The organism is Spirobacillus cienkowskii (assembly GCF_037081835.1).
GTDB classification, from domain to species: domain Bacteria; phylum Bdellovibrionota_B; class Oligoflexia; order Silvanigrellales; family Silvanigrellaceae; genus Silvanigrella; species Silvanigrella cienkowskii.
The window spans coordinates 1325539-1346082 of the sequence record NZ_CP146516.1; the positions used below are offsets into that span (position 1 = coordinate 1325539).

The window sequence follows — 20544 nt, forward strand, 5'->3', positions numbered from 1 at the left end:
AATTAAAAAATCAACTATTATTCTGTTTTTTAAAAAAGAATATTAAAAAAGATATAAAATTTCTATAATAAATTTGAAATTTAAATACTTACGCTTGCTCCTGAGCGTATTGCAACTTTTTGCTTTTTCCTAAGATGTACTGGTACATCGCTTAAATCAACTGAAACAAGTTTTGAAACTCCGGGTTCGCTCATAGAAATGCCATAAATTGTATCTAAAACTTCCATGGTTCTGCGATTATGCGTAATGACAATGAATTGAAATTCATGACTTAGAGCGTCTAGGACATCGTTAAATCGACCCACATTGGCTTCATCCAATGGTGCATCCACCTCATCAAGAAAACAAAACGGAGCAGGAGTTGTTTTTAGTAAACTAAAAATTAAAGAAATTGCTGTTAACGCTTTTTCTCCACCACTAAATAAGCTCATATTTTGCATTTTTTTACCAGGCAATCGAACAAGAATTTCTACGCCTGTATTTAACAAATCTTGATCATTTAACATGTGAAGTTCGCCATGGCCATTAGGAAATAGTACAGGAAATACTTTTTGAAACTCAACATTGACTTTATCAAATATTTCTTTAAATCTTGTTTTCGTAGTTTCTTCAATTTCTTGTATCGATAAAAATAATTCTTCTATCGATTTTTCAATATCAGTTTTCTGTACTGTTAAAAAATTTAAACGTTCACTGACATCTTTAAATTCTTCGAGGGCACGCTCATTGACCGCTCCAAGTTCTTGAATGGCTTGCTGTAACTGTTTAATTCTGTCTTCAATTTGATTACGAATAGATTGGTCAGGATTTGCTTCAAAAGGAATATCTTCTGGAAGTAGCTGAAACTTTTCTGAAGCATCTTTTAAAGCTGTTTCTATAATTGTTTCAAAACGCGCAAGTTCGAGTTGTTTTTCAGTAATAAATTTTTGTTTTGATGTTGTAGAATCTTTTTCTTGTTTTAATTTTCCTTCTACAACTCTAAGCTCTTCAGAATTTTCAGTTTCTTCTTGAGTTAAAAATTCTAATTTGTCTTCAAAAATTTTAACTTCTCTTTGTAAGTTTGTAATTTCAAAATCAAGATTTGAAAATTCGTTTGCATCATGATTGATTTGAAAATCAAACTCTTCTAATTGTGAAATATAATTTTCAACTTTATTTTGCATACGCTTAATTTGGAGTAAAATTTCTTCATAGTATTTTCTGTTGTTAGCTTGTCTTTCAACAATAACAGCGCGCTCCGATTTTTTACTCTGTAGTTGAATTAAAATTTCATCTCTAAACTCTTTCTTTTCAGAAAATAAAATATCAAATTCTTCTAAATCTCTTTGTAGCGTGGAAAATTCTTGATCGAGCTTTTCTAAATGATTTTGATTTTTAGCAAAAGACTCTTTGGCTTCTGATAACTCTTCACTGAGCCGTAATTTTTCTGATTCCAATCGAGATAAATTTTCGTCAATATGCCTCAGTTGTAAATCAAAATTTTCGAGCTGACTAGAAAGTTTAACAGATTCTACTTTTTCTTTTTCAAGGGCTGTTGCGATATCTGTTACTTTTTGTTCAATTGCTTTCTTTTTTTCAGAAAGTAGATATAAAGCCCCCTCAGAACTTGCGAGTTTTTCTTGCATTTTTTCTTTATTTGTCAGTGCTTCTGCATATTCGCGACGCGTCTGTAAAATTCCGTGTGACGCTCCGTCCTGAAATGCGCCACAACTTATACCAAATGTTCCCGCTGCAACAGTCCCTCTTTCTGTGACAAAAATAAAATGCTCACTCGACTGACATAATTTTTTTGCCTTTAGCAATACCCATTCATCTTGGCAAATAAAAATACGATCAAATATGTGTTGGATGGAGTGCCATTTGCAATTTTCAATTCGGCTACCGACGCAACGAATTCCTGCAATTGAAAGAATTTGTTTTTTATCGTTTTCTTCGCTGCTATTTAAAGGAAAGAGCAAATCTTTAACAAGTAGATTGACTCGTGAAATAGACATTTCTTCTACTTTGTCAACAATTTCAATAAAACTATCGTTGTTTTCAACTAACGCGGATTGAAATAAATATGGCATTGCATTTTCAAGAACTTCTTCATCATTTTTATGAAGCGAAATCGAATCAAAAAGAAATCCTGTTATAAGATTCGATAATTTTTCGCGTAACGCTAAAGTTCCATCTGAAAGACCTTGATTGGAGTCCACAATTTTTTGTAATATATTAGCTTTACTGCTGATCTCTAAATGTTGCTGTTTGCATTCCTCTTTTTCCGAATGTGCGAGATCGTATTGTTTTTTAATTTGAGCCAATTCAATTTCAATGTTGTTTCTATTAGCAAGAACTTCATTTAGCCCAATTGAAACCTTGTTTAGGCTATCCTCAACATATTTTCTATCAGCTGCAATCTGTCCACGATTTTGACCATGTGAAAGAAGTCCTTCGCTTGTTTTTTGAATATGTTGATTATAACGAGAAATGGTGTCTAAAATGGCTTCGTTTCTTGCACGCAATGAGCTGCGGGTGGTTTCTATGGCTTTCATCTCTGAGCGAATTTCATCACCACGCATTTTTTCTACTTGTAAGTACTCATCGATTTCTTCGAGTTTTTCTTGGAGGCCTTCATTTTCATTATCAATTTTTTGTAAATCATCACCATGTTTTTCAATTTCTTCAATTAACTGTGCTTGTTTTGTATCTTCAGTTTTTACGTTTTGCTGTTCTTCTAAGAGAGCAGTTTTAATTTTATCTTTTTGAATAATGCGTTCATCATGACGACGTTTGTAGTTTTCGAGTCGTTCTTGATATTTTGTAAGAGTAATTTTTTGGTCGTCAAGCTGATTTTCTGTTGACTTAATTTGCTGTGTGAGTTCAAGCTGCAGTGATTTTAAATCATTTGCGCGCGCTTCCCACTCTCCAGCTTCAATACTCGAACGCTGGATTTCTGAGGAGCGACTATCAATTTCTTTTTTTACTTTTGTTACAATACTGCGATAAAATCCGATATGATTTTTAATGAGTTGAATTTCTTTTTCTTTTAACTCTTGAGAAAAATTTAATTTTTGTGTTGCTTTTTCGACCTGCTCTTCAAGAGCTTCTTTTTGTCTTGTTAATTCTGTTTCTATTTCAGCTAAATTTTTTAGTCTTTCATGAGTTGATGACATTCTTTTTTCTGCTTCTTTACGGCGTACTTTAAATACCGTAATCCCTGCTGTTTCTTCGAGTATTTCTCTTAAGTCTTCTGGAGATGCTTGAATAATTCTATCTCGTTTATCTTGTTGAATAATGGCGTAACTTTTTGATCCTAGACCAATAGACATTAAAAAATCGACAATATCTTTTAAGCGGCATGGTTCACGATTCATAAAATATTCGCGTTCGCCGCCGCGGTTTATTTTTCGGCCAATCGAAATTTCTGGTAAGTGCATAAATTCGGCAGGACAATGACGGCCATCGTTTGAAAATACGAGAGTCACTTCTGCAAGACTGAGTTGTTTTCTGCTTTGAGATCCTGCAAAAATAATATCAGTGGGATCATCAGCTCTTAAACTTTTTGCAGTTTGTTCGCCCATAACCCAGCGAACGGCATCAATAATGTTTGATTTTCCAGAGCCATTTGGTCCAATAACTCCTGTAATTCCATCATGATAATGAATATTGACGCGATCTGCAAAACTTTTAAAACCTGAAATATGAATTGATTTAAGTTTCATACCAACCTTGCGTAAACTTTAAAATTATAGCTCAAAGGGTGTTCTTTCTATTGCATACAATGATATCGCAAATTTTATATTTCTAAAACATAAGGCAAAAAAATTTTAACCTTGCCCCCCTCATCAACAAATATTTAGCATACTATTATTAAATTGCTCATCTCGACCCAACAAAATAAATACCATGAGTGATTAGACAATTGATTCTTTTAAAAGATATAGGCAAGTTAAAGACTTTTAATAAAATAGATTGTATAAGATGTAAGCTTTTGTTGGTAGGTAATTTAACTTGGATCGAATTTTGATGTAATTGGTATTTTTTGACATAAATAAGGATCATCAATGACTTTTATAAGAAGCCAAATCTCATTAAATTCTGAAGAATACAAATTGAATTTTCAAAAAAATCAGGAAATTTGTACTGAATTAATTCAATTACAAAATATAATAAAAATGGGTGGAGGTGAAAAGTCGCGCCAACGTCATGCTAATCAATCTAAAATGTTTGTTCGTGAGCGTATTGAAAATTTGTGCGATCCCGAATCACCATTTATTGAAATAGGAATGCTTGCCGCACACAACGTTTACGAAGATGTCGTACCAAGCGCAGGAGTTGTAGCAGGAATTGCACAAGTAGCGGGCAAAATGTGCATGATTGTTGCCAATGATGCCACAGTTAAAGGTGGAACTTACTACCCATTAACTGTTAAAAAGCATTTAAGAGCACAAGAAATTGCATTAGAAAATAAACTTCCCTGTATTTATTTAGTTGATAGTGGTGGTGCGTTCCTTCCTATGCAGTCTGAAGTTTTTCCAGATAAAGAACATTTTGGACGTATTTTTTTTAATCAAGCTAAAATGAGTTCTCTAGGAATTGCACAAATTGCGGCGGTCATGGGATCGTGTACTGCTGGTGGCGCTTATGTTCCTGCAATGAGTGATCAAACTGTGATTGTAAATAAAACAGGAACAATTTTTTTAGGTGGTCCTCCTTTAGTAAAGGCTGCAACGGGAGAAGATGTAACGGCAGAATTTTTAGGAGGAGCAAAAGTCCATACAGAAATGAGTGGTGTGGCAGATCATTTTGCAGAAGATGATCAACATGCATTATTTATAGTAAAAAATATTATTAGAAATTTAGGCCAAAAGGAACAAGCAAAAGTTGCGTTAAAAAATTCTGAACCGCCTGCTTATGATCCAAATGAAATTTTAGGTATTTGGCCTAGAGATTTAAAAAGACAAATTGATATACGAGAAATTATTGCGAGAATTGTAGATGGAAGTCGGTTTTTTGAATTTAAAGAGCGTTATGCCTCCACTATTGTAACAGGATTTGCATATATAGAAGGTATTCAATGCGGAATTATTGCAAATAATGGTGTTCTTTTTAGCGAAAGTGCTCTTAAGGTCACGCATTTTATTGAGCTATGTACTAAAGAAAAAATTCCTATCATTTTTTTACAAAATATAACAGGTTTTATGGTTGGCTCACAATATGAGCGCTCTGGAATTGCAAAAGATGGCGCAAAAATGGTGCATGCTGTCGCTACTGCACAAGTTCCTAAAATTACATTTTTGTTTGGTGGTTCTTATGGTGCAGGCAATTATGGTATGTGTGGCAGAGCATACGCGCCTCGATTTTTATGGACTTGGCCTTCTAGTAGAATCTCAGTCATGGGAGGTGAGCAAGCCGCACAAGTGATGCTCACTGTTAAAAAAGAACAGTTTTTGCGCGAAAAGAAAGAATTATCTGCTCAAGAAATCGAAGAAATTATAAATCCTATTCGCTTAAAATATGAACAAGAAGGACATCCTTTTTTTGCGTCTGCGCGACTTTGGGATGATGGGGTTATTGATATGCGAGCAACGCGTGCTATTCTTGCTGCAAGCTTATCCATTTGTTTAAATTCCCCGCTTGAAGAAACAAAAACAGGAATATTGAGAATGTAAAAGATTGTCTGCATTGGGAGAAATTTATGTCAAAAAAAGAGTTTATTCGTATTGCAAATGCCGGAGGTTATTGGGGTGACGATCCTTATGCATTGCGGAGACAGGTGTATGGCGAATTAAAATTAGACTATATATCTATCGATTTTTTAGCAGAAATTACCATGAGTATTTTGCAAAAACAAAAGACTAAAGATCCTTCAGCGGGTTATGCTAAAGATTTTATAAATATTTTAGAACCAGTTTTAGCGGATTGCGTCCAAAGAAAAATTAAAATTATTACAAATGCAGGAGGAGTGAATCCTCTTGCATGCGCTGAAGCATTGTTTGCGTTAGCGCGGAAAAAAAATTTAAACTTAAAGGTTGCAGTCATTAATGGTGATGATATTTTAAAAAATATTAGTAAATTGCGGCAGTCTGGTGTTGATTTTAAAAATATGGAAACCCAAGAAAATTTTGAAAATTATGCAGATAAAGTTTTATGCGCAAACGCATACTTTGGAGCCTTACCAGTTGCAGAAGCCTTAAGTTTTGATCCTCATATTGTATTGTGTGGGAGGGTGACAGATACAGGAATTACTTTGGGTGCGATGATTCATGAGTTTAAATGGAAAAGTGATGATTACGATAAGCTTGCTCACGGAATTGTTGCAGGTCATATTATAGAGTGTGGTGCTCAAGCTTCTGGCGGAAACTTTACAGATTGGCAAAAGGTACCAACATTCATTGATATCGGATTTCCTATTGTTGAATGTTATCCTGATGGATCATTTTATGTGACCAAGCACCCTAAAACTGGTGGTTACATGAGTTGTCAAACAGTACGTGAACAGTTGCTTTATGAAATGGGTTCGCCTCAAGCCTATATTACTCCAGATGTCATCGCTGATTTTTCGACAATTCAAATTCATGCATCTTCTTTAGATAGAGTAAAAATTTCGGGTGTTAAAGGAAAAAAACCAACAGATTTTTTAAAAGTTAGTATTGCCTATGAAGACGGTTTTAAATGTTCTGGAACTTTAATAATTTCTGGACCAGATGTAAGAAATAAAGCAGAAATGTTTGCAAAAGTATTTTGGATCCGATTAGAAAATGAGTTATTAAACGCAGGCTTTAATAAAACTGTTGATTTTAAAAATACAGAATACGTTGGTGATGATAGCACTCATAAAGGGATGCTCAAAAAACATGATGCTATAGAAATTTTACTTAAATTAACAGTTAGAGATAATAATAAAGAAAAATTAAATATATTTAGAAAATTGTTGCCGAGTATGATTTTAAGTGGGCCAGCTGGTGTTGCCGTAACAGGAGGAGCTCCTACAATTTCAGAAGTAGTTAGCTACTGGCCAGCACTTATTCCTCAACAATATGCGCTACCAAGTATTTTTATTTATGAGCAACAATATGAAAAAGATAAAAGTGAGCTAATTTCAGAAAAAAAAGAGTTAAAATGGACTGTCACACAAGGGGAAAGTGTGATTAAAGAACCGCCCACAGATCTTTGGAGTTCAAATTTAGTAAGTATTATGTCAACCTCTCGACTTATAAAAGTATGTTTAATGGAAATTGCTCATGCTCGAAGTGGCGATAAAGGAGATACCGTTAACATAGGGTTAATTGGTAGAAGTCCTGAGTGCTACGTATGGCTTCGCGAAAATATTACTGCAGAAAAAGTAAATGATTGGTTTCATAGTTTATGTAAAGGCGAAGTGCACCGTTACCTTGTACCTAATCTTTGGGCATTAAATTTTTTGTTAGAACAATCGCTTGGTGGTGGTGGTACAAAAAGTCTACAAATTGATGCGCAAGGAAAAACATTTAGTCAAGCTTTACTAAGATGCGAAGTTGATATTCCAGAAATCCTTTTGGCAACAATTCAACCTGAAAACAAACCATGTGCAGGTGAACTTGTCAGAAGGGATATGGCATGACAATACGTTTTAATGGTAAATTTATTAAAGTTATTGATAAAGAACATGGCGTAAAAAAAATAGTTTTTTCTCGTCCTGATACCAGAAATGCATTTAACGAAAATATGATTCAAGAAATTACCGAACAACTTAATTTATTAGCTCAAATAACCTCAATTGAAGATATGCGGTTATTAATTATTGAAGGTGAAGGAAAAGTTTTTTCTGCTGGTGCGGATTTGATTTATATGAAACAACAAGCACAGCAAAGTGAAGAAAAAAATTTACAAGATGCTCTGAATTTAGGAAAAATGTTTTTTACTCTTGCAGCTTTTCCTTGTCCTGTTGTTTGTATTGTTCAAGGAGCGGCAATTGGTGGTGGTTTTGGTTTTGTGGCATGCGCGGACTTAACAATTGCAGAACAGAATGCTGTTTTTGCAACAAGTGAAGTGCGTTTAGGAATTGTTCCAGGCGTGATTAGTCCTTATATTGTGCGAAAAATTGGTGTAGCGGCATCATCGCAATTTCTGCTTTCAGGAAAACGATTTTCTGCAAATGAGTCTCAGCAGCTTGGGTTGATTCAATATGTCACTGAGCAAGAATATTTAAAAGAAAAAAATGAAATGATTATGTATGAATTATTGATGGCAGGACCTCATGCTGCAAGAAGAACTAAAGAACTTATACTTAATGCTTCTCCGTTACCTTCATTAACGCAAATTGAATTTACGGCAAAACATATTGCACTTGCCCGCTCTAGCCATGAAGGAAAAGCTGGAATTGAAGCATTTTTTGCAAAAAAAGATCCATATTGGAGTGTAAGGGAACAAGAATAAAATGAAAAAACTTCTCATTGCGAATCGAGGAGAAATTGCTCGACGTATTTTAAAAGCAGGAAAGCAAAGAGGATATACTGTAGCCGTGATTGCAACACCAGATGATTTGGACTCATTGGTGTGCCAGGAAGCGGATGCTGTATTAAAAGTTTCGAGTTTTTTGAATGCCACTGATATTGTGAATAAAGCATTGGAATGGCAAGCAGATGCTATTCATCCAGGATATGGATTTTTATCTGAAAATAGTCAATTTGCATTTTTAGTTGAAAAATCAGGAATTGTGTTTGTGGGTCCTACAGTTTCAAATATGCAAGCACTAGGTAGTAAAGAAGCTGCAAAAAAACTCGCTCAGCAATGTGGTGTGCCAACATTAACTGCATTGTTATCGCATGATTTGCAATCAATCCCTCAATCTCGTTGGGCACAAGAATTAAAGCAGCGCCATATTATTGCACCATTTTTAATAAAAGCGAGTGGAGGGGGTGGTGGACGCGGAATGCGCATTGTAGAGGATGCGAGTGAATTGCCCAATGCAATTAAAAGAGCATCAGAAGAAGCGAAGTCTGCATTCAATGACGGCACTGTGTTTGTTGAACGGTACTTAAGTTCTCCTAAACATATAGAAATTCAAGTGTTTGGAGATGGTAAGGGTGGTGGAGTTTATTTTGGAGAACGAGAATGCTCCATGCAGCGCAGACATCAAAAGGTCATAGAGGAAGCTCCTTCTGCGTCTATTTCTTTACAGCAACGTGAAGCAATGGGAAAAGCCTCTCTCTCACTTGTTAAAGAAACACAATATAGGGGTGCTGGTACAATAGAGTTTTTAATGGACTCTGTGGGGCAATTTTACTTTTTAGAAATGAATACCCGTTTGCAAGTTGAACACCCTGTGACGGAACTTGTTTATGGTGTCGATTTGGTTGATGCACAATTGCAATTAGCAGAAGGAAACTGGCCGCATCATTTTCCGGATGCAAATACTTTTTATACATTAACACCTCGGTGCGTGGCGCTTGAGGCAAGAATTTTAGCGGAAGATCCAAGTCATGATTTTTTACCAACACCAGGTTTAATTAAAATTTACGAAGAGCCTAGAGAAGACGATGTTCGTGTAGACACTGGTGTTGTAAGCGGAGCGAGAGTAAATCCAAATTTTGATTCTATGATAGCTAAACTTATTGTGTCTGGAGAAAATAGAGCGTTGGCAATTGAGAAATTGATAGCAGCTTTGAATCATTTTGAGATTCTTGGTTGTATTACCAATCTTTCTTTTTTACAGCACATTGCAGAACATAAAGATTTTTTAGAAGGCAAACACGCCACCAATTGGATTGCGGCACAGTTGCCTCAGTTAATTAAGCCCAAATTACCTGATTTTTTATTAAATGTTTTTGAAAGTCATAAATTTAGAGAAAAAATTTCTTTACTGTTAGATGGCTTTGTTGAAGCAACAGAATTGGCAACGATAAACAATGTCTTTGCGATGCAAAGTGATAAATTGAAAGCTTATTCTAAATTTTACGAAGCCTCTATTAATACTATTAATTTTAAAATCCATAAAACAAAAAAACAGAATAAATTTTTTCTTGAATCAATTGATATATTTAATTTTTTTCAAAATAAATATATTGAATCGGAAAATGTCTCAAAAATTATGGAAAAATATTTTATTAATTCCATGTTTGATAAAAATTATAAAATTCCATTTTCTGCAATTAGACTCTCACAGCAGTATATACAAATAAATATATGTGGAGAATATTTAAAATTAGAATGCCCTTTTTATATTGTAGGGAAAAATCATAAAAATTCTTTGGACAGTGGCGAAATTCGTGCTCCTATGGCAGGTAAGGTATTTGAGGTTTTGGTCCATGAAGGACAAAAAGTTTTTTCTGGACAAGTCCTCTTTGTCGTAGAATCGATGAAAATGCAATTAGAAGTAAAGTCGGCTGGAGAAGGTCTGGTCGTAAAAGTTTTTGTTGAACAAGGGCAAATTTTGTCAGGCTCTGATGTCATGGCTATGATAGAATTAAAAACATAATATTATTTAAATATTATTGTCATGAGCAACTAAAAATAAACGACCAATTCAGCTTGAATGAACTCATTTATTTGGAAGGATACTGTTTTATGACAAGTTATCATAATAACGCACAAGAAATTCGAGAAGTTATTCAGACTGTAAGAGCCTTTGCAGCAAAAGAGCTTGCTCCTTATGCAGACGAGCTCGATCGTGAAGAAAGACTTGCTCCGGGAATTTTTCGTAGGTTAGGCGAGCTTGGCATCTTGGGGTTAACCTGTCCGGAAGAATTTGGTGGGGCAAAATTAGGGGCTGTCTCAGTTGTTGCCGTTATGGAAGAGCTTAGTTATGCATGTCCCGGTACGTGTTTGAGTTATCTTGCCCATTCTTTACTTTTTGTTCATAATCTAGCGCAAAATGGTTCTCCAGAACAACTCGTAAGGTATTTGCCAAATTGTATCTCAGGTGAATCTGTTGGCGGCATGGCAATGACAGAACCTGGGTCAGGTTCGGATGCCATTGGTCTTAGAACCCGTGCTGTTAAAAAAGGAAATCATTATATATTAAATGGTTCTAAAATGTTTATCACAAATGGACCTGTTGCGGATGTTTTTTTAGTTTACGCGCGTACAGGAGAAAATCGTACAGACATTTCTACCTTTATTATTGAAAGAGGTTTTCCTGGTTTTTCTGTAGGTAAAAAGTTGTCAAAAATGGGAATGCGTGCAAGTCCAACCGGAGAGCTCGTTTTTAAAGATTGTATTGTTCCAGAAGAAAATTTAGTAGGAGAAGAAGGCTCTTCTGTAAAACATATGATGAAAAATTTAGATATAGAACGCGTTGGGCTTGGTGCAATGGCTCTTGGTATTGCACGCGCATGTCTTGATCATTCATTAAAATATTCACAAGAAAGACAACAGTTTTCTGAAAGTATAATCAACTTTCAAGCAGTCGGTGAAAAAGTTGCAAATATGTATATTGGTTATAGAGCCGCTCGATCCTTTATTTATGAAGCTGCCCAGGTTATTGAAGAAGGCCGTCGTGCCAATCAAGAGGCTGCTGCGGCAAAAGTATTTGCATCAGAAATGGCGACTAAGGTGGCTCTAGATGCTATTCAAGTGCTTGGTGGCTATGGGTATATTCGAGAGTTTCCAGTAGAGCGATTGATGCGAGACGCAAAACTCCTTGAAATTGGTGGAGGAACGAGCGAAATTTTACGAAATATAATTGTTAAAGAGTTTGTTCGTAAAAGCGGTAAATAGTTTGTTTAGGCGTATTCAAGTATTGAAAGTTGTTTTGTGGCAACCTACAATACTAGTATTAGTGATATTGCATGAGATTCATGATCATTAAATTCAGGAGCGTCATTTGCAGGATAGTTCAAACAATCTTATTATAAAAAGCTTGGCGCCTTCTAATGAGCGGCTGCCTCTTTTTATTGTAGGAGATGTTCATGGGTGTGCTAAAGAGTTGTATGAACTGATAGAATCTGCCAAAAAACATGTTCCAAAGTTTCAATTAATTTTAGTAGGTGATTTGTTTACAAAAGGCCCAGATCCCGTTGGTGTCTACGAATTAATTCAACAATATTCTGCATTATGTATCAAAGGAAATCACGATTGGGCATTATGGTCTACAATCCAATTTGCACACAAAAGAAGTTTTCGTACTTTAGCAGAACATACAAAACAAACCTTACATCTTATTCGCTATCATAAAAGAGCTATTTTTGAATTTCTTTGTAATCTTCCACATGCTTTTGTAACAACAATAATTTCGGCTTTAAATAGAAATAATTGGGAATCAGAATATCCATTAATTATTGTTCACGCGGGATTGGATGCAACAAAAGGTTTACTCGGCACTTCAGAAAGAATGCTGTTAACAGCCCGGTATGTAAAATGGGATTCTAAAAATACAGATGATAGAAAGCTTGTGGTGGTTCCTGCAGGTTACCGTTCAGAAATTTTAAAACAACAATTTAGCAATGAACAGCAAAATATGAATAGCGAAAAAGAAAAATTTCGTTGGCATGAACTGCATAATGGACCAGCACTAGTTGTCTTTGGTCATGATGCAAAGCAAGGTTTGTTTAGAAAAACTTTACCATCTGGAAGACCAATTTGTGTAGGAATTGATACAGGTTGTACTTACGGCAATAGTTTAACTGGTTATTTTCCAGAATTTGATTTAGCGATACAAGTTCGTTCTCATAGAAAATATTTTGATGTGAAAAAAAATGTTATTCTCTTAAAACCTCAAAATTCGCGTAGTATAGTTGTTTGATACGTAGATTGGATTTTGTTTTATGACGGTTAAAAGTTCTAAGGATTTAGAAATAAACATTGAATATAATCATTTGTTTAAAGGCGCGGATGCGTTTTTTAATTTACTATTAAATCAATCTGTAAAAATAAATTTTGTGACTGTCAGAACATACTGTAATGGGGCGTGGCATCAATTATCAGGGAAGGATTTTTGTGCACATCTTGGGCGTGCAACGCAATATTGGGCAGATTTATTACCAATTTCAGAACGTGTTCATGGACAAAGTATTATCCTTTTAGGTCGCAATTCGTATAATACATTTATTGCAACTTTAGGAGGTGTTTTAGCAGGATTGGATGTGATGTCTGCACCACCACACATGTCTAAAAATGATTTAAAGTGGTGCGTTAATTATTTTAAAGGTGTTGCAATAGCGACAGATATTGATGAGCTTGCTGGTCAATTGGATGACTTTTCGGTTCCCGTTTTAAATATTTCAACTGCAGCATGGATGCCTCAAGATAAACATCCAGAGCCACCGTTATTATCTCTTTATCGAGAAACTAAAACTTTGCCAACAGAAGATTTTTCTGAAGATAATATAATAAATAATAATGCCAAAAGTATATTAGAAAATTTTACTATTTTACCAGAAGATTCGCCTTGGCGTAAAATTAAGCCAGGAAGATTTTCATTTGTTTCATTTGGCCATGATGGGTTTCAAAAACCTGAAATATTACAACCTGATGCTTTAGTCATTACAGCACAAAACTTTATTATTCATGCAGAATTTCCTAAGCAAATATTTTGGAAAAGCATGGAGCTCATGATTCCAAGTAATCCTTTTTCCCATTTGAGTCGTTTTTGTGCCATGCTTAAAAATGGAATTATTGGATTTCCAAATCCCAGTGCCGATTGGGAAGTCAATTTACGAATTTTAAGGCCTAGTTTTATTTTTGCAAGCACTCTTGAAACCCAACAAATTTCTTCTTTTATAGAAACAGTCGAAAAAAGATTGACAAATAATCCGCGATTTCAGGTTAGCGAAAAAATTGAAAAAGCACAGTTATTGCTTGCTTCCAATAGAGCTATGAAAATTCCAGAAGGAATTTTTGACGCCTTAAAAAGTTCTTTAAGAAAAGCCTCTCGATTTATTTCTGGAAAATCATTTTTAAAAGAAGCTGTTGAGGATTTACAATTTGTTGTTCATGGACTTGCACCAGCAGTAGAAGCAAATGTGAGAACTTTAGAAAAATTGGGTATTCCTGTAATTGAATCTTATGGCACCACACATGCTGCAGGAATGTTATCGAGTAATTTATTTTTGACTCCGCATTTTAAAGTAATTGGAACACCATTGCCTCATGTAAACTTTAGATTAGGAGCACATTCAACTTTAGAATATCGACTGTCATCAAGTTTTTTTGAAAATAGTGGAAATTGGGAAGAAACGGGTGATGTTGCGCAAATGACTCCTTTTGGTTTTATAATTACAGGAAGAAAACGTCATTTGTTTGTAACGTTAGGCGGTACTGTAGTGTCTCCTGTTCGTCTTGAGCAGCTGCTAAAAGAAAATGATATTATAACCGATGCCTGTGTCATTGGAGATAAGATGCCTTATTTATCAGCCTTAATAGTATTAAATCACGATGCATTAGCTGATTTTCGAGTTTCTCCAGATAAAATTCGGCAACAGGTGCAAGAAGTTGTAGATAAAGTTAACGAAACATTACCTCGTAACGTAACGTTAAAAAAATTTTCAATACTCGATAAACCGTTTACAGAATCAAGTGGCGAAAAATTAACAAATGGAGAAATAAATAGACTTAAAATTCAAGAAACCAGATCGAGTCTGATAAGTTCTCTTTATCAATAAATGCTTTTTATTACGATTTGCGACATTATTTAATTTGATATAATCTTGTTTTCATAATTTTCCTCACTCATTGGAGGTTTCATGCAGCTTCATACTGAAAAAGTTTTTGAACTTGTTAGGGAAGTTTATAGCCCAACGTTATTTAATGAGTTGAATTGGACAGGAAGTTATTCTGATTATATTGTAATGGTCGAAAAAAATCCGAAAATTTGTAGAACAGCTTTTCAAAGAATTTATGATCTTATCATGCATTTTGGCTCTTATGAATATGTGGAACACAAGAAAAAGCTGATTCATTATAAGTTTTTTGATGATCCATTGAATAATGGTAAAGATGCTGTTTTTGGTTTGGATGTGCATATTTCAAAATTGGTCAATTTTTTTAAAGCAGCATCTCTTCGTTATGGTCCAGAAAAGAGAGTTTTGTTGTTACATGGTCCCGTTGGTAGCGCAAAATCAACGATTGCCAGATTACTAAAAAAAGGTGTTGAATGGTATTCACATCAAGCAGAAGGTGCATTGTATACATACGAGTGGATTAATCTTCATGATAAACTTAAAATGGAAGACACAATGCCATGCCCAATTCATGAAGAGCCTCTGCAATTAATTCCCGAAGAAGCGCGTGCAAAAGTTTTTAGTTTATTAAATAAGGGGAAAGGATTTCAAGATCGTATTCATGTAGATGGCGGTCTTTGTCCTGCATGCCGTTATGTTTATAACGAATTGATGCGTCAGTATAATGGTGATTGGGAAAAGCTAACTAAAAGTCATATTTCAGTAAAAAGATTGTTACTTTCTGAAAAAGACAGAGTTGGTATTGGTACCTTTCAGCCTAAAGATGAAAAAAACCAAGACTCTACTGAGCTCACTGGAGACCTCAATTACAGAAAAATTGCAGAGTATGGCTCGGATTCAGACCCGCGCGCGTTTAATTTTGATGGGGAATTTAATATTGCTAACAGAGGTATAGTCGAATTTGTAGAAATGTTAAAACTTGATGTAGCCTTTCTTTATGATTTACTTGGAGCTTCGCAAGAGCATAAAATTAAACCCAAAAAATTTGCTCAAACAGATATTGATGAAGTGATTATTGGGCATACCAATGAACCAGAGTATCGCAAACTGCAAAATAATGAATTTATGGAAGCGTTGCGAGATAGAACTGTTAAAATTGATGTTCCTTATATTACAAAATTAAAAGAAGAAGTTAAAATTTATCGTAAAGACTTTAATCCAGAAACTGTGCCTCATATTCACATTGCTCCACACACAATTGATACAGCAGCTATGTGGGGAATTTTAACAAGACTTGAGGAACCTAAAAAAGCAAATTTAACTGTTATGCAAAAAATGAAGCTTTATGATGGTAAAACGTTATCTGGTTATACAGAAGATAATATAAAAGAATTGCGCAAAGATGCGTTACGCGAAGGTTTGGATGGTATTTCTCCTCGCTATATTCAAGATAAACTATCAAACTCTTTAGTCGAAGATAGAGGAAATGGATGTATTAATCCATTTATTGTTTTAAATGAACTTGAAGGTGGTTTAAAAAACCATAGCTTAATTCGTGATGAAGAAACTAAAAAGCGTTACAGAGAACTCTTGGCAGTTGTTAAACAAGAATATGAAGATATTGTTAAAAATGAAGTACAAAGAGCAATTTCTGCAGATGAAGAAGCGATTGCTAAACTTTGTGGAAATTATATAGATAATGTAAAAGCATACACCCAAAAAGAACGTGTTCGTAATAAGTATACAGGAATGAGTGAAGAGCCTGACGAGCGATTGATGCGCAGTATAGAAGAAAAAATTGATATTCCTGAAAGTCGTAAAGACGATTTTAGACGGGAGATCATGAATTATATTGGTGCATTGGCACTTGAGGGTAAAATATTTGATTACAAAACAAATGAAAGATTGCATAAAGCTTTAGAGCTAAAACTATTTGAAGATCAAAAAGATACTATTAAATTAACAAGTTTAGTGAGTAACGTTGTTGATAAAGAAACACAAGCTAAAATAGATGTTGTTAAAAATAGATTAATTAAAAACTATGGATACTGCGATATTTGTTCAACTGATGCATTGCATTTTGTTGCAAGTATATTTGCGCGTGGTGATGTTAAAAGAAACTTAAATTAGTTTTGTAAAATTTTTAAAAACCTCTTGTTAGAGAAGGCTAAATTTTATGAAAATGGAAACTGATGTTAACCGTTTCAGAAAAATAGTCAGAGGAAAAATTAAAGACAATTTAAAACGCTTTATTTCATCCGGAGAGCTTATTGGCAGACAAGGAAATAAACAGGTTTCAATTCCACTGCCAAGAATTGATCTTCCGCGTTTTGAATTTGGCGGTAATCAACAACGGGGTGTGGGGCAAGGTGATGGAGAGCCAGGGGATCCAGTAAATCAAGGACAACCACAACCTGGCGAAGGAGAGGCGGGACAAAATCCAGGTGAACACAGTATGGAAGTTGATGTCAGCCTCGATGAATTAGCTGGAATTTTAGGTGAAGAACTTGGTTTACCGAGAATCGAAGACAAGGGCAAAAAAAATATTACCCAAAAAAAATACAAATATCAGGGGGTGCTTAGAAACGGACCAGAGAGTTTACGCAATTTTAAAAGAACCTACAAAGAAGCATTAAAAAGACAAATTAGCGTAGGTGACTATACGCAAGACAAACCCATTGTCATTCCAATTAAAGACGACAAAAGGTATCGTAGTTTTCGTATTGAAGAAAAACCGGAAGCCAGTGCGGCAATTATTTATATGATGGATGTTTCTGGCTCAATGGGTGACGAGCAAAAAGAAATCGTAAGACTCACATCATTTTGGTTAAATACTTGGCTGAAACATAACTACGATAACCTTGATACGCGTTTTATTATTCACGATGCCATTGCCCGAGAAGTGGATGAGCATACATTTTATCACACAAAAGAATCGGGCGGAACTTTAATTAGCAGTGCTTACAAATTATGCGAAAAAATTATTTTAGAAAGTTATCCCGCTTCGGAATGGAATATTTATTTATTTCATTTTTCTGATGGTGACAACTGGAGTGGCAATGACACCAATGAATGTATGAATTTATTGGATAGTGTTTTACTCCCATCAAGTAATCTATTTTCTTATGGTCAAGTTGAAAGTCGCTATGGCAGCGGACAATTTTTAAAAGATTTAGAAAAGCATTATGGCGATCAAAATGAAAAAGTTATTATTCATCAAATAAAAGACAGAGATGGTATTATGAATGCTTTGCGATCCTTTCTCGGCAAGGGGAAATAATTATGGTTATGGATCCTCGATTAACCAGTGAGCTAACGCCTGAATTAAAAGAAATTGTCTCAGAAATTGAAAGTCATGCGCGAAACTTAGGATTAGATTTTTTTCCCACTATTTTTGAAATGGTTGATTATCAACAAATGAGCGAAATCGCTGCGTATGGTGGTTTTCCGACTCGTTATCCTCATTGGCGTTTTGGTATGGAATACGAGCGCATTGCAAAAAGTTATGAATATGGCTTATCCCTTATTTATGAAATGGTGATTAATAATGATCCTTGTTATGCATATCTATTAAGAAGCAATTCGTTAGTTGATCAAAAAACTGTGATAGCTCATGTCTATGGGCATTGTGATTTTTTTAAAAATAATTATTGTTTTGCTCATACAAACAGAAAAATGTTAGATGAAATGGCAAATCATGGGAGTCGTGTTCGGAGATATATTGAAGAAGTTGGTCATGACGAAGTAGAATCTTTTATTGATATTTGTCTATCATTAGAAAACTTAATCGATCAGCATGGTCCTCATATTCGTCGTGAGTACAGGCCAAAGGATAAAGACAATTATGATGAAAGTTTGATTTCTCCTGATAAGCTTCCTGTTCCTAAACTTCCTTCTTTGCGCGGCTATATGGAAGGCTATATTAATCCTGATAGTTACGTTAAAGAGCAACAGGCAAAAGTCATTCTCGAAAAAGAAAAAGAAAAAAAATTTCCAGAAAGTTCTGTGCGTGATGTGTTGAAATTTTTGTTAGAGTATGCACCCCTTAATTCTTGGCAACGGGATGTTTTATCAATTGTTCGAGAAGAGGCGTATTATTTTGCTCCTCAAGGACAGACAAAAATTATGAATGAAGGCTGGGCTGTTTATTGGCATTCTAAAATATTAACGCAGCTTGTTTTAAAAGACTCTGAAGTGATTGATTATTGCGATCACTATGCTGGAGTTGTGCAAATGTCAGGACAACGTTTAAATCCTTATAAACTTGGTGTAGAGCTCATGAGGCATATAGAAAAGCGTTGGAACTGTGGACAATTTGGTTTGGAATACACGTTGTGTGATGATCCGCAAGTCCGAAGAAATTGGAATAAAAATGCAAATAAAGGAATGGAAAAATTATTTGAAGTGAGAAGATTTCATAACGATATCACTTTTATTGATGAATTTTTAGATGAAGACTTTTGTGAAGATGCGAAATTATTTACATGGGTGCAAGATAGGCGATCCGGTCAAGCGATTATTCATGACCGTGATTTTAAAACGATTAAAAAAGATTTGCTCGACTCTATGACAAATTTTGGACAACCTATTATTGATGTTGTTGATGGCAACTTTAAAAACCGAGGAGAGCTGTTACTGAGACATCGACATCAAGGAAAAGATTTAAAAATAGATTGGGCTGTAGAAACATTAAAAAATATCTTTAAAATTTGGAATCGACCTGTAAATATTGCAACATTTATAGAATCAGAATCAAAAGTCATTCATTATGATGGGGCGGAGCCTAGAATCGAAAAAGGGGTGCAATTTAGTAATAATTAAAAAATTTGCTAGTTATTAACTAGTTTTTGAATTTTAGCTTTAAATTCATCAATTTTAAAAGGTTTTAATATAAATCCATCTGCTTTTAAGCTCATGCCTTGCATGATGTATTTTTTCTCTTTAATAGAAGTAAAAAAAACGACCTTAAATTTTCTTTTAGGAAATCTATCTTTAATATTATGCATCACCGCAAATCCGTTTTTGTCTGGCATGTAAATATCAAGAAGTATTAAACTTAAACTATGAATATTTGCTAAAATTTGAGTAATGAGTTCATCAACATTATAACAGCACACAACTTTATAACCTATCGATTCTATAACTTTTTTTGTTACAAGATGAATTTCTTCCATGTCATCTAATAAAATAACAACTTTTTCTGTTCCCATTTTTAACACCATTTCTATGTTATTTATATAATCTATCGGAAAATTTAAAAGTCTCTAAATTTTAATAAATTTAGTCAATTATCTGACAACTTCATTTTAAATCATAAATTATAAAATCTTTTTAAGTAAATCAGTTACCTAAAGCTTATTTAGGAATTAACCGATATTGTTAAAAAGAGGAGATTAGTCATATGAGTATGAATCCAAAAGAAGATAGAATTAAAAGTGAAAAATATAGAAGAGATGGCGCAAAATATGTTTGCAATAAATGCAAAAATAAATATTTTTCAAAAGAAGATGTAGAAAAATGCTATGATAGTCATTTTGCCCCAGCAGGAAAAACTTCAGATAACAAAAAATAAAAAAAAAATTACAAAAAATCTAATTTATTTGTAAAAATTATTAATATTTTTAAATATTTTATATTATTAAAATTAATAATAACATAAATCTAAAATAATAATATAATTATATTATTAATAATATTTTTAAATATTTATACAAACTCTATCTATTTGACATTTAAAATTTTGATTAATATACAAACTTTGATTTTTTGTATTGTTTAATACCACTAAATCAATTGTATTTTTTTGTTTACTCCTATAAGAGGAAAAATATGCGTTTATCATATAGTAAGTATTTGTTTTCTTCAGTTTTTTTTTAAATTTTTCTGCCTTCTCACAAGAAAGCCTGCCTGAGTTTAAAATTGCATGTTATTACTATAATTCTAATCCAAAATTTGGAGATTA

At 34.1% G+C, this 20544-nt stretch carries 13 protein-coding genes; 11 read left to right on the forward strand and 2 right to left on the reverse strand.

Going from position 1 to position 20544, the window contains the following annotated elements:
• Positions 1 to 80 precede the first annotated feature (80 nt).
• Positions 81 to 3704: a chromosome segregation protein SMC gene (smc, locus tag Spiro2_RS05835; RefSeq protein ID WP_338637661.1), complete on the reverse strand. Its 3624-nt coding sequence runs from the start codon at positions 3702 to 3704 to the stop codon at positions 81 to 83.
• Positions 3705 to 4046: 342 nt separating this feature from the next.
• Here smc and Spiro2_RS05840 point away from each other — a divergent pair, with 342 nt between their 5' ends.
• From Spiro2_RS05840 to Spiro2_RS05885, 10 genes are all read left to right on the forward strand, one after another.
• Positions 4047 to 5654, forward strand: a complete 1608-nt coding sequence (locus tag Spiro2_RS05840; protein ID WP_338637662.1) for a carboxyl transferase domain-containing protein — start codon at positions 4047 to 4049, stop codon at positions 5652 to 5654.
• 26 nt (positions 5655 to 5680) lie between these two features.
• Positions 5681 to 7585, forward strand: a complete 1905-nt coding sequence (locus Spiro2_RS05845; RefSeq protein ID WP_338637663.1) for an acyclic terpene utilization AtuA family protein — start codon at positions 5681 to 5683, stop codon at positions 7583 to 7585.
• The gene (locus Spiro2_RS05850) at positions 7582 to 8400 is read left to right on the forward strand and encodes an enoyl-CoA hydratase-related protein (protein ID WP_338637664.1); all 819 of its coding nucleotides are present in this window, start codon (positions 7582 to 7584) and stop codon (positions 8398 to 8400) included. The genes Spiro2_RS05845 and Spiro2_RS05850 overlap by 4 nt, the downstream gene beginning before the upstream one ends.
• Before the next feature lies 1 nt (position 8401).
• A complete protein-coding gene (locus tag Spiro2_RS05855; protein WP_338637665.1) occupies positions 8402 to 10441 on the forward strand; it encodes an acetyl/propionyl/methylcrotonyl-CoA carboxylase subunit alpha in 2040 nt (679 codons plus the stop codon).
• A gap of 89 nt (positions 10442 to 10530) precedes the next feature.
• Entirely contained in the window at positions 10531 to 11682 is a 1152-nt protein-coding gene (locus tag Spiro2_RS05860) for an acyl-CoA dehydrogenase family protein (RefSeq protein ID WP_338637667.1), read from the forward strand.
• A 106-nt stretch (positions 11683 to 11788) separates the two neighbouring features.
• A complete protein-coding gene (locus Spiro2_RS05865) occupies positions 11789 to 12706 on the forward strand; it encodes a metallophosphoesterase (RefSeq protein WP_338637669.1) in 918 nt (305 codons plus the stop codon).
• 22 nt (positions 12707 to 12728) lie between these two features.
• A complete protein-coding gene (locus Spiro2_RS05870; RefSeq protein WP_338637671.1) occupies positions 12729 to 14564 on the forward strand; it encodes a hypothetical protein in 1836 nt (611 codons plus the stop codon).
• An 81-nt stretch (positions 14565 to 14645) separates the two neighbouring features.
• Complete coding sequence (locus tag Spiro2_RS05875) at positions 14646 to 16712, forward strand: PrkA family serine protein kinase (RefSeq protein ID WP_338637672.1); 2067 nt, start codon at positions 14646 to 14648, stop codon at positions 16710 to 16712.
• 46 nt (positions 16713 to 16758) lie between these two features.
• A complete protein-coding gene (locus tag Spiro2_RS05880; RefSeq protein WP_338637673.1) occupies positions 16759 to 17862 on the forward strand; it encodes a DUF444 family protein in 1104 nt (367 codons plus the stop codon).
• A 2-nt stretch (positions 17863 to 17864) separates the two neighbouring features.
• Entirely contained in the window at positions 17865 to 19403 is a 1539-nt protein-coding gene (locus tag Spiro2_RS05885) for a SpoVR family protein (RefSeq protein ID WP_338637675.1), read from the forward strand.
• A gap of 8 nt (positions 19404 to 19411) precedes the next feature.
• Here the strand turns inward: Spiro2_RS05885 and Spiro2_RS05890 are convergent, their stop codons facing one another.
• Positions 19412 to 19792 (reverse strand): response regulator, encoded by a 381-nt coding sequence (locus Spiro2_RS05890; protein ID WP_338637676.1) that lies wholly within the window; start codon positions 19790 to 19792, stop codon positions 19412 to 19414.
• A gap of 191 nt (positions 19793 to 19983) precedes the next feature.
• On the opposite strand from Spiro2_RS05890, the gene Spiro2_RS05895 reads away from it, so the two are divergent.
• Positions 19984 to 20154 carry a hypothetical protein gene (locus tag Spiro2_RS05895; protein WP_338637678.1) on the forward strand — a complete coding sequence of 57 codons (171 nt, stop codon included), beginning with the start codon at positions 19984 to 19986 and terminating at the stop codon, positions 20152 to 20154.
• Positions 20155 to 20544: the final 390 nt, after the last annotated feature.

Bases quoted from the DNA above. Each gene is read 5' to 3' on its own strand.
- Spiro2_RS05845 (WP_338637663.1), top strand. From the start codon at position 5,681: ATGTCAAAAAAAGAGTTTATTCGTATTGCAAATGCCGGAGGTTATTGG.
- Spiro2_RS05860 (WP_338637667.1), top strand. From the start codon at position 10,531: ATGACAAGTTATCATAATAACGCACAAGAAATTCGAGAAGTTATTCAG.
- Spiro2_RS05850 (WP_338637664.1), top strand. From the start codon at position 7,582: ATGACAATACGTTTTAATGGTAAATTTATTAAAGTTATTGATAAAGAA.
- Spiro2_RS05885 (WP_338637675.1), top strand. From the start codon at position 17,865: ATGGTTATGGATCCTCGATTAACCAGTGAGCTAACGCCTGAATTAAAA.
- Spiro2_RS05840 (WP_338637662.1), top strand. From the start codon at position 4,047: ATGACTTTTATAAGAAGCCAAATCTCATTAAATTCTGAAGAATACAAA.
- Spiro2_RS05890 (WP_338637676.1), bottom strand. From the start codon at position 19,792: ATGGGAACAGAAAAAGTTGTTATTTTATTAGATGACATGGAAGAAATT.
- smc (WP_338637661.1), bottom strand. From the start codon at position 3,704: ATGAAACTTAAATCAATTCATATTTCAGGTTTTAAAAGTTTTGCAGAT.
- Spiro2_RS05870 (WP_338637671.1), top strand. From the start codon at position 12,729: ATGACGGTTAAAAGTTCTAAGGATTTAGAAATAAACATTGAATATAAT.
- Spiro2_RS05880 (WP_338637673.1), top strand. From the start codon at position 16,759: ATGAAAATGGAAACTGATGTTAACCGTTTCAGAAAAATAGTCAGAGGA.
- Spiro2_RS05875 (WP_338637672.1), top strand. From the start codon at position 14,646: ATGCAGCTTCATACTGAAAAAGTTTTTGAACTTGTTAGGGAAGTTTAT.
- Spiro2_RS05855 (WP_338637665.1), top strand. From the start codon at position 8,402: ATGAAAAAACTTCTCATTGCGAATCGAGGAGAAATTGCTCGACGTATT.
- Spiro2_RS05895 (WP_338637678.1), top strand. From the start codon at position 19,984: ATGAGTATGAATCCAAAAGAAGATAGAATTAAAAGTGAAAAATATAGA.